The organism is Acinetobacter stercoris (assembly GCF_900323515.1).
Taxonomy (GTDB): Bacteria; Pseudomonadota; Gammaproteobacteria; order Pseudomonadales; family Moraxellaceae; genus Acinetobacter; species Acinetobacter stercoris.
The window spans coordinates 1-14,560 of the sequence record NZ_OOGT01000091.1 but is presented as its reverse complement, the minus strand read 5'-3'; the positions used below and the strand labels follow the sequence as shown (position 1 = coordinate 14,560).

17 protein-coding genes and 1 pseudogene are annotated in these 14,560 nt (G+C 37.0%); 14 read left to right on the top strand and 4 right to left on the bottom strand.

The window, feature by feature from the left end; translation table 11 throughout:
• Positions 1–38 precede the first annotated feature (38 nt).
• The 4 genes from KPC_RS10780 to KPC_RS10765 all read left to right on the top strand — a co-directional run bounded on the left by KPC_RS10780 (position 39) and on the right by KPC_RS10765 (position 2,878).
• The gene (locus KPC_RS10780) at positions 39–935 is read left to right on the top strand and encodes a LysR family transcriptional regulator (protein WP_121974385.1); all 897 of its coding nucleotides are present in this window, start codon (positions 39–41) and stop codon (positions 933–935) included.
• Between the two features lie 206 nt (positions 936–1,141).
• Complete coding sequence (locus KPC_RS10775; protein WP_121974383.1) at positions 1,142–1,816, top strand: CsgG/HfaB family protein; 675 nt, start codon at positions 1,142–1,144, stop codon at positions 1,814–1,816.
• Positions 1,817–1,832: 16 nt separating this feature from the next.
• On the top strand, positions 1,833–2,201 hold the full coding sequence (locus KPC_RS10770) for a DUF4810 domain-containing protein (protein ID WP_121974382.1): 369 nt from the start codon (positions 1,833–1,835) through the stop codon (positions 2,199–2,201).
• Complete coding sequence (locus tag KPC_RS10765) at positions 2,198–2,878, top strand: DUF799 domain-containing protein (protein WP_121974381.1); 681 nt, start codon at positions 2,198–2,200, stop codon at positions 2,876–2,878. Before KPC_RS10770 ends, KPC_RS10765 begins: the two co-directional genes overlap by 4 nt.
• Before the next feature lie 182 nt (positions 2,879–3,060).
• Here KPC_RS10765 and KPC_RS20775 read toward each other — a convergent pair.
• Both KPC_RS20775 and dusA read right to left on the bottom strand, forming a co-directional pair.
• Positions 3,061–3,273, bottom strand: a pseudogene (locus KPC_RS20775) (putative hemolysin); the annotation flags it as partial.
• Positions 3,274–3,510: 237 nt separating this feature from the next.
• The gene (dusA, locus tag KPC_RS10755; RefSeq protein WP_121974380.1) at positions 3,511–4,548 is read right to left on the bottom strand and encodes a tRNA dihydrouridine(20/20a) synthase DusA; all 1,038 of its coding nucleotides are present in this window, start codon (positions 4,546–4,548) and stop codon (positions 3,511–3,513) included.
• Positions 4,549–4,583: 35 nt separating this feature from the next.
• Here dusA and KPC_RS20385 point away from each other — a divergent pair, with 35 nt between their 5' ends.
• The gene (locus tag KPC_RS20385) at positions 4,584–4,733 is read left to right on the top strand and encodes a hypothetical protein (RefSeq protein ID WP_171334470.1); all 150 of its coding nucleotides are present in this window, start codon (positions 4,584–4,586) and stop codon (positions 4,731–4,733) included.
• A 152-nt stretch (positions 4,734–4,885) separates the two neighbouring features.
• Here KPC_RS20385 and KPC_RS10750 read toward each other — a convergent pair whose 3' ends face one another.
• Positions 4,886–5,773 (bottom strand): LysR family transcriptional regulator, encoded by an 888-nt coding sequence (locus KPC_RS10750; RefSeq protein WP_121974379.1) that lies wholly within the window; start codon positions 5,771–5,773, stop codon positions 4,886–4,888.
• Positions 5,774–5,954: 181 nt separating this feature from the next.
• Here KPC_RS10750 and KPC_RS10745 point away from each other — a divergent pair, with 181 nt between their 5' ends.
• The 9 genes from KPC_RS10745 (at position 5,955) to KPC_RS10705 (ending at position 13,945) form a co-directional block, all read left to right on the top strand.
• Positions 5,955–6,641 (top strand): hydrolase, encoded by a 687-nt coding sequence (locus KPC_RS10745; protein ID WP_121974378.1) that lies wholly within the window; start codon positions 5,955–5,957, stop codon positions 6,639–6,641.
• A 73-nt stretch (positions 6,642–6,714) separates the two neighbouring features.
• Complete coding sequence (locus KPC_RS10740; protein WP_121974377.1) at positions 6,715–8,589, top strand: amidohydrolase; 1,875 nt, start codon at positions 6,715–6,717, stop codon at positions 8,587–8,589.
• 56 nt (positions 8,590–8,645) lie between these two features.
• Positions 8,646–8,810, top strand: coding sequence for a DUF1427 family protein (locus KPC_RS10735; RefSeq protein ID WP_121974376.1), 165 nt, complete (start codon positions 8,646–8,648; stop codon positions 8,808–8,810).
• 23 nt (positions 8,811–8,833) lie between these two features.
• On the top strand, positions 8,834–9,511 hold the full coding sequence (locus KPC_RS10730) for a YoaK family protein (protein WP_171334469.1): 678 nt from the start codon (positions 8,834–8,836) through the stop codon (positions 9,509–9,511).
• A 38-nt stretch (positions 9,512–9,549) separates the two neighbouring features.
• Entirely contained in the window at positions 9,550–10,263 is a 714-nt protein-coding gene (locus tag KPC_RS10725; RefSeq protein ID WP_121974374.1) for a YoaK family protein, read from the top strand.
• Positions 10,264–10,275: 12 nt separating this feature from the next.
• Positions 10,276–10,854: a TMEM175 family protein gene (locus KPC_RS10720; RefSeq protein WP_121974373.1), complete on the top strand. Its 579-nt coding sequence runs from the start codon at positions 10,276–10,278 to the stop codon at positions 10,852–10,854.
• Positions 10,855–10,993: 139 nt separating this feature from the next.
• A complete protein-coding gene (locus tag KPC_RS10715) occupies positions 10,994–11,422 on the top strand; it encodes a DoxX family protein (RefSeq protein WP_121974372.1) in 429 nt (142 codons plus the stop codon).
• Between the two features lie 40 nt (positions 11,423–11,462).
• Positions 11,463–12,374, top strand: a complete 912-nt coding sequence (locus KPC_RS10710; protein ID WP_121974371.1) for a glyoxalase — start codon at positions 11,463–11,465, stop codon at positions 12,372–12,374.
• A 206-nt stretch (positions 12,375–12,580) separates the two neighbouring features.
• Complete coding sequence (locus tag KPC_RS10705; protein ID WP_407641987.1) at positions 12,581–13,945, top strand: alginate export family protein; 1,365 nt, start codon at positions 12,581–12,583, stop codon at positions 13,943–13,945.
• Between the two features lie 90 nt (positions 13,946–14,035).
• Here KPC_RS10705 and KPC_RS10700 read toward each other — a convergent pair whose 3' ends face one another.
• Positions 14,036–14,455, bottom strand: a complete 420-nt coding sequence (locus tag KPC_RS10700; protein WP_228212231.1) for a helix-turn-helix domain-containing protein — start codon at positions 14,453–14,455, stop codon at positions 14,036–14,038.
• Positions 14,456–14,560: the final 105 nt, after the last annotated feature.

Sequence of the window (14,560 nt, the reverse complement as noted above, 5' to 3'; positions counted from 1 at the left end):
ATGAAAAATAGTAATATTGATCTAATTTCGAGATGAATGTGGCAACATTAAAACAATTTAATTATCTGGTTAAAATTGTAGATGAAGGTAGTTTCATTGCAGCCTCTGAAAAACTATTTATTGCTCAATCTGCCTTGAGTCGGCAAATTAAATTATTGGAAGAAGAAATTGAATTTGAGCTATTTGACCGGCGGGAGAAAAGGGCAACACTGACTAAAGCAGGAGAGATGTTTTATCGAAAAATTAAAAATAATCTTCAAAATATAGATCAAATTATTGAGTTATCGAAAAGTGTAGCAATGGGGAATGATATTACGATCAAAATTGCGCATTCAAGTAGCATTGTCATTGATCAGTTTAAAATTTCAGCATTGCAAAAGGTAAGTGAAAAGCATAATTTAAAATTTGATATTAATACTTTTTCCTCAGAATATCAGGTACAAGCGATTCTAACAGGTGAGATTGATCTGGGGTTATTTCGTTTACCTATTTCTCAATCAGTAGAAGATCTAAATGTTATTCGCCTTTATCAGCAACCTTTATATGTTGCGATTCATAAGGAACATTATCTATGTAAGGATAATACTGAAATCAGCATACAGCAGTTAAAAGATGAAGCATTTGTGTCTACTCCGCATCGGGCTAGAAGTGTTCTGAATTATTTGGTGAATAATTTATGTCTGGCAGCTGGATTTATACCGAAACAGGCAAAAATCCAGTCTAGAAAAGTTGCTCAACTACAGCTGGTTGCCGCTAAAATTGGGGTATGTATCGTACCTGAAGAGTTTAAAAGTATTGTACCTGAAAACGTCAGGTTATTGCCTTTAAAAGAAAAAGGTTTTAACTCTGAAGTTGTTTTGGCTTGGAAAAAAGATTCAGATCAGAAGATTGAAAAATGTGCTCAGGATTTAGTCAAAGGTTTATGTGGAAAATAATATCCGATAAGAAAGTCGGGATAAGGAAGAACGAGTAAAAGGTTTACTGTGAATATCTGATTAAAAATTATAAAAAACAAATGAATTAATTTGCGATATTTTATATAAGGATGATTTAAATCTCATTTTGAGTTGTAGTTCTTTCTTTATTATGAGTATTTTTTTTATATACTACATGCGCCTTATAAATACTTTATAGAGTAAAAATGAAAAAATTATTTATCACAACTGCATTATTGTCATCATTAGGTTTAGTGGCTTGTTCTACGACAGAAACATCTAAAACTATTCAAAGCCCGCAGGTTGCAGCAGCGACTGCTCAAGTCAAATATACTGGTGTAAAAGTGCCTGTTTCTATTGGTAAATTTGATAACCGCTCTAGCTATATGCGTGGTGTGTTTTCAGATAATGTCGATCGTTTAGGTGGTCAGGCTAAAACAATACTGGAAACGCATTTGCAACAAACAGGTTATTTCTCTGTTTTAAACCGCGATAATTTATCTGAAATTAAACAAGAAGTTGGTTATAGCAATTCAAATCAGGCAATAAAAGGTGCCCGCTTCGTTATTACAGGTGATGTTTCAGAGTTCGGTCGTAAAGAGGTTGGAGATCAACAGCTTTTCGGTATCTTGGGACGTGGAAAACAGCAAGTCGCTTATGCAAAAGTTAATCTTAATATTGTAGATGTGCGTACTTCTGAAATTGTTCATTCTGTACAGGGTGCAGGAGAATATGCATTAAGTGCACGTGAGGTACTCGGTTTTGGTTCAACTGCATCTTATGACTCAACATTGAATGGTAAAGTTTTAGACTTGGCTGTTCGTGAAGCTGTAAACAATTTGGTGACAGATATTCAAAGTAAGCGTTGGACAGCGCAATAATCTGGATATCTGAAATATGAAAAAAATAGTATTGAGTTGCTTTATTGCAATCGGTCTGGTTGGCTGTGCCTCTGCACCAAAATCTTTATATAGTTGGGGCTCATATCCCCAACAAACCTATTTGATGTATAACGCACCTGAAAAGGCATCTCCAAGCCAGCAAATCATTAAGCTTGAAGCTGAAATTGAAAAAGCCAAGGCTAAAAATCTGGCTGTTCCACCTGGTCTGTATGCTCATTTAGGTTTGCTTTTCTTGCAGCAAAATAATGCTCAAAAGGCGGCAGAGTATTTTCAGCTGGAGCGTCAGGTTTATCCCGAATCTACAGTGTTAATGGATCGTCTTTTACAAAAAATGAATGTAAATGTTGAGCAGGCTAAATCATGATAAAAAAAGTTCTTGTTTCAAGTCTGCTTGTTTCTAGCCTCATTTTTACAGGCTGTGCAACTACAGTTTCGAAAAACCATAAAGATATTACGGCATATAAATCACATATGCCAAAATCTATTCTGGTATTACCACCAGTAAATGATTCACCAGATGTAAAGGCAACTTACAGCTACTGGCCAACGGTGATGATGCCTGTTGCTGAAGCAGGGTATTATGTTTTTCCTGTTTCTGTTGTTGATAACATGTTTAAGGAAAATGGCGTGACCAACGGCAGTGATGCCCAATCTATTGCACCACAAAAATTGCAAGAAATTTTTGGTGCAGATGCAGCTTTGTATATCAGAATTAAAGAATATGGTTCTAAATATCAGGTTATTCAAAGTGTGGCATCGGTCAGCGCAGAAGCGAAGCTTGTGGATTTAAAAACAGGTGAAGTCATCTGGACTGGAGAAGGAAAGCAGGTTCAATCAAGTAATAACGGTAATGGCGGGTTAATTGGTGCTGTTGTTGGTGCGTTAGTTGAGCAGATTGCCGGTAGTTTGAATGATCGGGCATATCCGCTTGCAAGTGCAGTCAATATCCAGATGCTTTCGCCAACGCCTTCAAATCCAGGAGAGGGTTTGCTGTATGGTCATCGTTCACCAAATTATCAGCAAGAAGGTTTAGCCAGATAAGTTTATTTAGGAACAAGTTTGTTTAAACTTGTTTTTAAGATGGATATACCACAATAATTTGTAGTATATCCATTGATGACTTGAGCCATTATTTAATTGTTTATTTATATTTTTATTTCGTTAAGAATAGATACTTTAGTGGCTTAATAGCCCCTTATATTCCATATTTTAACTTACTGTTTTTGAGACTTACGGAAGAATTCCCATTCTTCGATTTCCTGTCCTGATGGGAGTTTACAATAGCCAACTTCTCCGCCATCTGCTGATTTACGAATAGAGAGTTCACCACCTTGCTCTACACAAAATGTACTCGCTGGGTTTGCCATACCTATTTTAGGTGCTGATGTATTTGTATTATTTGATGTCGATGCACAAGCAGTAAGTCCAGTTGCAATACATGCTATTACTAATAATGAAGTATTTGTTTTCAAAGTATTTTCCTATATCTAATAATCCATTGAATTATATTCATAATTAATTTCTTATTCTTGATGGTTTTAGTCAAGTTTATTGTAGATTTGTGAATAATATAAAGGATTGGGCTTGTGTCTCTACTGCTTGTCAGAACCAGACCCAATATCTCTAAGTGATAAAATAAGTAGCTCAATTCAAGTCAATTTATTATGTATAAATTACTCTGTATGAGCTTGCAGGTAATCCTCAGTTCTTTTCATGGCTTCTTTTATATTCACCAGAGCATTTTCAACATCGGCAAAGGTTTTGGCATTGCCGCCACTGAGTGCTTGACGCCATTTTCGTGCACCAGGCAGGTTTTGGAATAATCCTAATATATGTCTTGTAATAACTGAAAGAGGAGCACCATCTTCAAGGCGTTTTGCTATGTAAGGTAACATCTGTTCCATTATTTCAAAACGATCCGGAATGTCTAAATTCCATAGCTGACCTAGTTCTGCCAGGAGGAAAGGATTGTGATATGCCTCACGACCTATCATGACACCATCGACATGCTTTAGATGCTGTTGTGTTTCAGCCAGCGTTTTGATGCCGCCATTTATTTCGATGGTTAAATTGGGACGTTCTCGTTTTAAGCGATAGACATCTTCATAGCGTAGAGGAGGGACTTCACGGTTTTCTTTAGGCGATAGTCCCTGAAGTAGTGCAATCCGTGCGTGAACAATAAAGTTGTCACAACCTGTTTTAGCAACGGTATCAACAAAATGCAGCATTTCCTCATAAGTCTGCATGTCATCAATCCCTATGCGGTGTTTAACTGTTACAGGAATATCAACCGCATTACGCATTTCACTTATACACTCCGCAACCAGATCAGGTTCAGCCATTAAACATGCTCCGATCTTGTTGTTTTGTACCCGGTCACTTGGACAGCCAACATTCAGATTGACTTCATCATAGCCCCAGTCTTGTGCCATTTTAGTACAGGTTGCCAAATCTTTCGGATTTGAACCACCAAGCTGTAACACAATAGGATGTTCTTCCTTATTAAAGTCTAAGTGTCGGTTTGCTCCACCAAATAAAATCGCACCTGTTGTTACCATTTCTGTATATAAGATGACATTTGGATTAAATAGGCGAGCAAAGAAGCGATAGTCTTTAGTTGTCCAATCCATCATCGGGGCAACGGAAATGCGAGGCTTATCTGTAATGCCTTGATTTTGTAAATTATCAATAACATTAAGTTGGTTTTGCATTTTTAATTTGCTCACATTGACTGGTGTATTTCCACATGTTTAAGAAATGTAGAAAAACAATAGGTTATACAGTACCTTGCTCAGATGCTGACTGGAATGAAATGGTTGAGGGGATTTTACCGAATTTAAAGACTTTAGTAAAAACAGTTTGCTTTATTTTAGCTTGTAAAGCATTTTATCTCTAAAATATAAATGTAACCTTATTATATTCCCCAATTATCGATAAATATTTCTAAGACGTAAGTGAGGATTTGGAGAACTAGATCATCCATATTGGCGATGTAGTTCTCTAAAGATCAGATAAATAATACTTGCTGTATGGATATATCAGAAAAAATTAGCTAAGTGGAGGGAAATATTCTTTGAGATAATTTAAAAATAACTGAACTTTTTTTGATGTTTTTTGCTTGGTGGGTATGGCGGCATAAAAATAGAGTTTAGTTGCCTGATAGTCTTGTAGACATCGTACAATTTTGCCTGACTCCTCGTCTTTTTGAGCCAAAAAATCAGGTAAGAAAATAATTCCCTGATCATGTTTGCAAAACTCAAGAAGGAAATCTCCACTATTGCAGGTTAATTTAGGGGCGCAATATATTGTTTGTTGCTTTCCATCTTTTGTAAGTACAACTTTGGTGTCCAGATTTTTTTGTGAATAGAATAGGAGACTGTGTTGTTTTAACTCCTCAATATTATTTGGTGTACCAAATTTTTTTAAATAGGCTGGTGTTGCATAAAGATACCGATCATAAGTAGCAAATAGATGTGCATTTAGTTCATCAAATTTATGGCTGATTTTCAAAGTTAAATCATATTTATCTTCATGAATTTCAGAAAATTTATCTGAAAGAAAAAGATCAATTTTAATGCTCGGATACTTTTCCATGAATGCAGAAATAATCCCGGTAAGGTAAATCTGGCTAAATGAACGCGGTGCATTTATTTTGAGTTGTCCCTCAGGATATTTTTGTTCATAGAGAAACTCATTCGTTGCCCACTCATATTCACTCATAATCACTGTACAGTGTTGATAGAACTTTTCACCTGAACTGGTCAGATCCATTTTACGGGTATTACGTATAAATAACGTTGTGCTGAAAATCGATTCTAAATAGCAAATCCTTTTGGCAACCTGATCTCTAGTTATCCCTAAATTACGTGAAGCACGACTAAAATTTCCATTTTCAACCACACTGATAAACGTATTAATACAGTCTAATTTATCCATTGCTCTCAGCTTATTTCTATTGATGTTGTGTGAGATATGATTAATTTAATTTATTTTACAATCAATATGTTGGGTTTATTGTATCTTTTGAAGATACATAGTGTATTGTAAACTTTATCTATTCACTTACGTAATATTTTGATTTGATAGATGTTCTTTCATATTTATGATGAGAAGTACAATGAATAAAGCGCTTTTAGAACAACTGTCACCTACAAATTGTCAGGTCATTTTTATCGATCAACAGCCACAAATGGCTTTCGGTGTGCAATCGATTGATCGTCAAACTTTAAAAAATAATGTGGTTGGTCTGGCTAAAGCCGCTAAGATTTTTAATATTCCTACAACGATTACAACTGTTGAAACAGAAAGTTTTTCTGGACCAACTTATCCTGAATTGTTGGATGTTTTCCCTGAAAAACCGTTGTTGGAACGTACTTCAATGAATTCGTGGGATGATCAAAAAGTACGTGATGCCTTGGCAGCCAATGGGCGTAAAAAAGTTATTGTATCCGGTTTATGGACAGAGGTTTGCAATATCACTTTTTCTTTCGGTGCGATGTTAGAAGGCGATTACGAAATCTATATGGTGGCAGATGCTTCTGGTGGTACATCAAAAGAAGCTCATGATTATGCCATGCAACGCATGATTCAGGCAGGTGTTATCCCTGTAACATGGCAGCAGGTTTTACTTGAGTGGCAACGTGACTGGGCGCACAGGGAAACTTATGATGCTGTAATGAATCTAGTACGCGAACATTCTGGTGCTTATGGTATGGGCGTAGATTATGCCTATACGATGGTACACAAGGCACCTGCACGTACCCAATCACAACATGAAGTCCTCGCTCCAGTTCCTGCAAAATAAAAAATCAATAAATCAGGCATATATTGTGCCTGATTTCTATAAAAAATAAATATTCATCTACATGGAGAAAATCATGACAGATGTACAGTTGATTCTCAAAAATGGAAAAATAACCACCCTCGATTCTAAAAATCCAGAAGTTGAGGCGATCGCTGTTGCAGATGGAAAGGTTGTTGCAACTGGTGATGAAAATAGCATCATGAAGCTGGCAAAAGCTTCAACCAAAATTATTGACCTAAATGGTCGCCGTGTTATTCCGGGTTTAAACGACAGCCACTTGCATATTATTCGTGGTGGTTTGAACTACAACATGGAATTACGATGGGAAGGTGTTCCATCTGTTGCAGAAGCTTTAAAACTGTTAAAAGAGCAAGCCGATAATACACCTGCTCCGCAATGGGTCAGAGTGGTTGGAGGATGGACAGAATTTCAGTTTGCTGAAAAGCGTCTACCTACATTGGCTGAAATCAATAAAGCTGCACCTGATACCCCCGTATTTGTCCTGCATTTATATGCGAGCGCCATGCTGAACCGTGCTGCACTGGATGTGCTTGGATTCAATAAAGATACACCAGACCCGCCTGGTGGACGTATTGAGCGAGATGAAAAAGGTGAGCCTACGGGGCTGTTATTGGCAACACCATCAGCTGCAATTTTGTATTCAACTTTAGGTAAGGCACCAAAATTGCCAGTTGAAGATCAGGTTAATTCGACGCGTCACTTTATGCGTGAATTGAACCGTTTGGGGCTTACATCAGCGATTGATGCAGGTGGTGGCGGACAGAACTACCCAGAAGATTACGATGTAATTAAAGAGTTGCATGAAAAAGATCAATTGACTGTTCGGATTGCATATAACCTGTTTGCTCAAAAAGCGGGTGAGGAGCTCGAGGATTATAAGCGCTGGACCGAAATGACATTTCCTGGTGACGGTGATGCATTATTCATGATGAATGGGGCAGGTGAAAACCTGACTTGGTCAGCCGGGGATTTTGAAGATTTCTATCAGCCACGTCCAGATTTACCTGAAAAAATGGAAAGTGAGCTTGAAGCCATTGTAGAGCATTTATCTGAAAAGAAATGGCCGTTCCGAATCCATGCGACCTATGATGAAAGCATCACACGTTTATTAAATGTATTTGAACGGGTAAATGCAAAACAGCCATTTGAACAACGTTTTATTATTGATCATGCAGAAACTGTATCTGAAAAGAATATTGAGCGTATTGGTGCATTAGGGGGCGGTATCGCGATTCAGCATCGTATGGCATATCAAGGGGAAATCTTTGTACAGCGTTATGGTGCAGAAGCAGCAAAAGCAACACCACCTGTGAAAAAAATGCTGGAACTCGGCGTACCTGTAGGTGCGGGTACTGATGCAACCCGTGTTGCATCTTATAATCCATGGGTTTGTTTAGGCTGGCTCACCACAGGTAAAACTGTAGGCGGTTTACCTTTGTATGATGAAAAAGACCTTTTAGACCGTCAAACAGCATTGAAACTCTGGACTAAAGGTTCAGCATGGTTTTCTGGCGAGCAAAGTAATAAAGGTGCTTTGAGCATTGGTGAGCATGCAGATCTGGTTGTACTTTCAGATGATTATTTCAAGGTCGATGGTGATGATATCCAATGGATTGAATCGGTTCTCACTGTGATGAATGGCAAAATCGTTTATGCAGGTGCAGAGTTTAAACATGAAGATCCACCATTACCGCCAGCTTCTCCAGACTGGTCTCCGGTAAAACGTTTTGGTGGGCAGTGGAGATTATCTGAAAATCGTAATGCTCCATCTTTACAACCATTGCAAAAAAACTCTGCGATGTGCGGATGTTCAAATAGTTGCAACATGCACGGGCATTCACATGCATGGATGCTTGATGTCCCTGTAAATGAGAAAGATAAAAAATCATTTTGGGGTGCATTAGGTTGCTCTTGTTTCGCCTTTTAACATTGTCCTAAAAAATCCCATCTGAAAAAGGGTGGGATTTTATTAGAGAGTATCACATGAAAATGTATTTAGTTTCCTTAGCTGTCGGGTTATTGGTAGGTGCTTTGTATTACCTATTGAATGTGAAATCTCCAGCTCCACCCCTAGTTGCTTTATGTGGTTTATTAGGAATTGTTATTGGTGAACAGTTGATTCCTGTGATCAAAAATTTAATTTCATAGACGACGAGGCAATGTGATCAATAATGCGATTCAATCTAAGTAAAATATTGAGTTTTAATGCCGGTTATGTCGATACCGCAAGCTTTCTGGCTTTGCATGGCTTATTTGCTGCTCATGTTACAGGTAACTTTGTAACGCTTGGCGCAGCATTGGTATCTGATAGTCAAACAGGGGCATTGGCGAAACTGGCAGCATTGCCGATGTTTTGTATTGCAGTTCTATTGACCAAACTCATAGACTGGAAGTTTCTTAAAAATCAAAAAAGTTCATATACATTTTTGCTTAAGTTGATGTTTATATTTTTTGGTTTGGCAGCAGCAATATCACTCTTTTATCTACCTTTTCCAAAGCATGACACGATTAGTAGTTTTACAGTAGGAATGTTACTGGTTACTGCAATGGCGATCCAGAATGCCATGCATCGTCTACATTGGCAAAAGGAATCACCTACGACAGTGATGACGGGTTCAACTACACAGTTAATGTTAGATATTGGTGAACTTTTTACTCAACCAGCCAGCGAAAAAAAATCTCAAATTCGACAACGTCTGACTTCAATTTTCCCAACAATGTTGAGCTTTGCGGTGGGCTGTGCGATTGCAGCAATCATATATAAATTTGCCTTGTTATGGCTGTTTATTGTTCCGCCAGTTTTGATGATATTTGCTTATATAAATCGAGAAAATTATAAAAAAGTTTAATTCAGCTGTTCAGCCCTTTTTAAAAGGTAATGATAGAAATGGAAAATATACAAACAGAAAGTCCTGATTCCATCGGGTTTTGGAAAACATGCAGAGATCCAGTGCTATTAACTGTTGTTGGAGGTGCAATAGATACCATAGGTTTTATTGCCCTGTTTGGTTTTTTTACCGCACATGTTACTGGAAACCTGGTTTTGGCTGGAGCAGCTTGGGTCAAAGGTGGAGCAGGTATCTGGATTAAACTAGCTGCGATTCCATTATTTATTCTCACAGTAGCAATAACCAAATACTGGATCGATCGAAGTGCTCTAAAACATACTACCCTGAGTTATCTGTTTTTAGGTGAAGCAATATTTCTGACAGGTTTTATGGTTTCAGGGCTTTATTTTGAACCTTTTAATGATGCCAGTAGTGTCACCGTTGCACTAACTGGAGGATTAGGGCTCATAGCCTTGGCTATCCGGAATACCTCAAGTAAAACGCTTATTAAACATATTAGTCCAAGTACGATGATGACAGGGAATACAACCCAACTTGGTATTGATATATCCAATTATTTTAGAAACAGGAATCAGGATAATAAACGGAAGTTACTGCATAGTTTAAGTATCGTCATCGGTTTTGTTATCGGTGCATTTTTAGGCGCATTTTTATATGTGTATTTTGATTTCTGGAGTGTCGCCTTTTTTATTATACCTGTGTTGTATTTATCCTATCTTGCAAGAAATAACAGATTTGTTCAGCCAGATTAGGAGTTCAGGTAAATGAATAAGCTCCGCCTGGAAACTATAAGTGATGGTCTTTTTGCGATTATTATTACAGTGATGTTGTTGGAGCTTAAAATCCCTCAAGGAAATGATTTATCTGCTTTAATAAAAGAGCTTCATTTAATTCTTAGTTATATTTTAAGTTTTATTTATATTGGTATTTATTGGAATAACCATCATCATTTATTTCAGGTGGTTGAAAGCATAAATGGAAAAATCTTATGGGTTAATTTACATCTGATGTTTTGGTTAACCATGATCCCATTAACAACTGCCTGGGCAGCTCATACAGGTTATGCACCTATTCCAACAGCAATTTATGCATTCGGTTTGTTTATGTGTGCATTGGCTTATCGAATACTGGAGAAAGTTATTGTTCAACATGAAGGTGAATTTTCTTTAGCCTCTCAATTATTAACTGAAGATGAGAAGTTAATCCCTTCTATTATTTTATATGGCACATCAATTTATTTTAGCTTGATAAATACTAAGCTAACCTTGGTTATCCTGGGTGTTTTAGCAGTATTCTGGTTTTTGCCAAATAAACGTATAGAGAAATATTTTGAGTGTCAATAATGGAATTCATATATGTTTTTGAATTTGAATAAGTAGATCGCATTAGAAAAAGCTTTTATTTTTAAAAATACTATGATCATTATTTTAATGTGCTTTATAGTGCCATTAAAAAATGATTAAAAATATGTGAGGTTGTTTTATGAGTTACTCTGTAAAAAACAATCCAGAATGGGTCAGAAGTATTTTATCTATTTCAGGATTACTCCCTATTTTAAGGCTGGCGTTGGTTTCTGCTTACCTTGTTGGTGGTATTAGCAAGTTAATCGGTTTTCAAGCGGCAATTGATGAGCAAGCCAGTTTTGGGCTGCAACCTGCGTGGCTTTGGGCAGTAGCAGCCATACTGGTTGAAATAGTTGGTTCTCTTTGTGTGATTTTTAATCGTTATGTCTGGTTAGGTGCTGGTGCATTGGGCTGTTTAACTGCTGTTGCAATGTTTGTAGCAAATGATTTCTGGAATCATACAGGTCCGACTTTTTTTAGCACTTTCAATAGTTTCTTTGAACATCTTGGTCTTATTGCTGCTTTAGTCATTGTCACCATGATTTCAGATCAGCAAGTAAAGCAATAATAAATGTAATGCATCTTAATTATATTCAAGGAGTTACCCCATGAAAAAACAAATATCGACTCTTATTTTAAGTACGATGTTATTTAGTAGTATTGCAATTGCACCACAAGTATCTGCAAAGGCAGTGCCTGCTATAAAAACTGAAGCACCAGGTGTTTCACCGCAATATAACACCACTCATGTTTATGTGAATCCTGAGGATTTTGATAAATTTACTGATAGCTTAATTGCAACTTTTGGTGGGACTAAATCCAAGCAAGGTGTTTTTCAGGTTACACCAACTCCAAGCCAGACGATTTCACAGTTGGTTCTTACTCCTGTAGGGACTTTATCTGTCTTTGGTTTTAAAACACCAATACCTTATCCATTTGGTACAGAACGTACAGGCTATTTGGTGAAAGATATGGATAAGGCTGTGTTATCAGCTAAAGCCAATGGTGCGGATACTATTGTGGAAACTTTCCCTGATCCGGTTGGTCGAGATGCTGTGATTCAGTGGCCAGGTGGAGTTAACATGCAATTGTATTGGCATACCACTAAACCGAATTATGAAAAATTGCAAACCATCCCGGAAAATCGAGTATATGTATCAAAACAAAGTGCGGATGCTTTTGTTAAGAAATTTGTGAATTTTTCACACGGTAAAGTTGTTTCAGATACTTCTAAAGCATCGGGTATAGAAATTGGCCGTCCACAGGATACTTATCGGCGTATCCGTGTTGAATCTGATTTTGGCAAAATGACTGTTTTTGCTACTGATGGACATTTGCCGTATCCCTATGGGCATGAAATGACGGGTTATGAGGTCAAAGATTTGTCTGAAACCCTAGAAAAAGCAAAAAAAGCAGGTGCTAAAGTTCTTGTTAATGCCTTTAAGTCAGATTCTCGTGAATCAGCGATCATTCAATTCCCTGGGGGTTACATTGCTGAAATCCACGCACAACTAAAATAGTCATCCTCAAAGATTCAATATTAAAAATGGTTTCTTGCATTGCTCAGCTGCAATGCAAGGACTGTAGTCGAAGCTTAACTCATATTTGAAAATGCACACCTGGTACTTTGGATAAGAAGATGAACTTGCCTATGTCCTATCATAAAAACGATGTTTTAAAAAACTCAGGATTACATCTTAAATTTTTCTATAGCGGTTTAGTCTTGATGAGTAGTATGTTCTGCTTTAAATCTGCTTATGCTGAAACTGTAACATCCTCAACTTGCCCTGATCGTCCAAATATTTTAACTAACCGCTGGCAAGAAAACTGGGATGTACTCAAAATGCCCTGTGTCCCCAAGAAGACAGGTGATGGACTGAAATATATTCCATTTGTTACAAAGAGTTATTTATCGCTTGGCGCTAATGTACGAGAGCGCTTTGAAATAAATAATCATGCCAAATTTGGTACAGCTCATAATCCTGCAGACAGTTATTTAATTCAGCGCTTGCAGTTACATGCAGATGCCCGCATTGGTGATCATCTGCAAATATTTACTCAACTGATTGATTCCCGGGCTTTCAATAAAAAAAATATTTCAGCAACAGATCAGAATAGACTTGATCTTGAACAGGCTTTTATTGCTTGGGTAAGTCCATTGAATAACGGAACATTTAAATTTAGAGTGGGACGTCAGGAAATGGCATTTGACTTGCAGAGATTTATTTCAAACAGGGAAGGGCCCAATGTACGTCAATCTTTTGATGGTATCTGGTCAGCCTATGAATATGATGAATGGCGGTTTCTAGGTTATTTGACCAGACCAGTTCAGGTTGAAAAAAACGATACTTTTAATGATCACTCCAAAAGCAATTTGACTTTTAATGGCTTCCGGATAGATAAACAAAATGTATTAGGTGGAGAGTTATCAGGGTATTATTCACGTTATAAACGTGATAATGCGACTTTCCCGAATGCTTCAGGACATGAAATACGCGATTTATATGATGTTCGACATATGGGGAAAAAGAACAATATCGATTGGGATATTGAAGCGATGCTTCAATATGGAGACATTGGCGAGCAATCTATTCATGCATGGGCAATTAGTAGTATTACAGGGTATAGCTTTACAGATCCATGGTCCACACGTCTAGGGTTACAACTGGATGCTGCATCGGGTGATAAAAATCCTCAGGATAGCAAACTGAATACATTTAATCAGTTGTTTGCCAATGGATCATATTTTACTTTGGCTGGATATACTGGTTATAGCAATATGATTCACGTGAAACCATCTGTAACGATTAAGCCAACGGATAAATTAACTTTTTTAAGTGCCTTGGGTTTCCAATGGCGAGAGACAACGAAAGATGCAATTTACTTTCAGGGGAATAGTAGTATGTCTAAGACAGCAGGTCAGGGGTCTCGCTGGACAGGAATGTATTTACAACTAAGAGCCGATCAAAAAATTAACAGCAATCTGTCTGTTGCGGCTGAAGCTGTTCATTATCAAGTGGGGGATACCATTAAAGATGCTGGGGGTAAAAATGCAAATTATCTTGGCCTGGAACTCAAATATGGTTGGTAAACATCAGCACGATTTATAATCAAAACATTATACAAATAGCTGAGGCACATAACCTGATCTTAAAAGCGATTTGAAAAAATAATGATGATGTTAAATATTGTATAGGTTTTTTTTTCTCCAAATAGAGGGTGCTACCCCTGTCCAGTTTTTAAAAGCCCGATTAAATGAAGTTTGGTCTTTATAGGCGAGTAAAAAGGCAATTTCTGTTATTGATAAGCTTTCGTTTTTAAGATGTTTTTTTGCAAGATTTATACGGGTATTATTTAGAATCATCTGGAAGGAAATCCCTCTCTTTTTTAAATCTTTTTGCAGCATTCTTGGTGAGGTATTTAATGATTTGGCAATATAATCAATTTGTGCATGATTATTTTCAATCGCTTTTATAATATGTATATATACCAACTCTATAAATGAATCTTCTTGTGGCATATCTTTAATCAGATAGTTTGCCTGATCGCATAAAATTTCTAAAAGAAAAGGGTCAGCCTGTTTTATTTTTAAATTGAGCAATGACTTTGAGATCGTTATCTTGGTTTTATCTGTATTAAACTTGATTGGGCATTTAAAGTAGTTTTCATANTTATTTACATTCTGAGGTTTTGGAATAGTCAATTC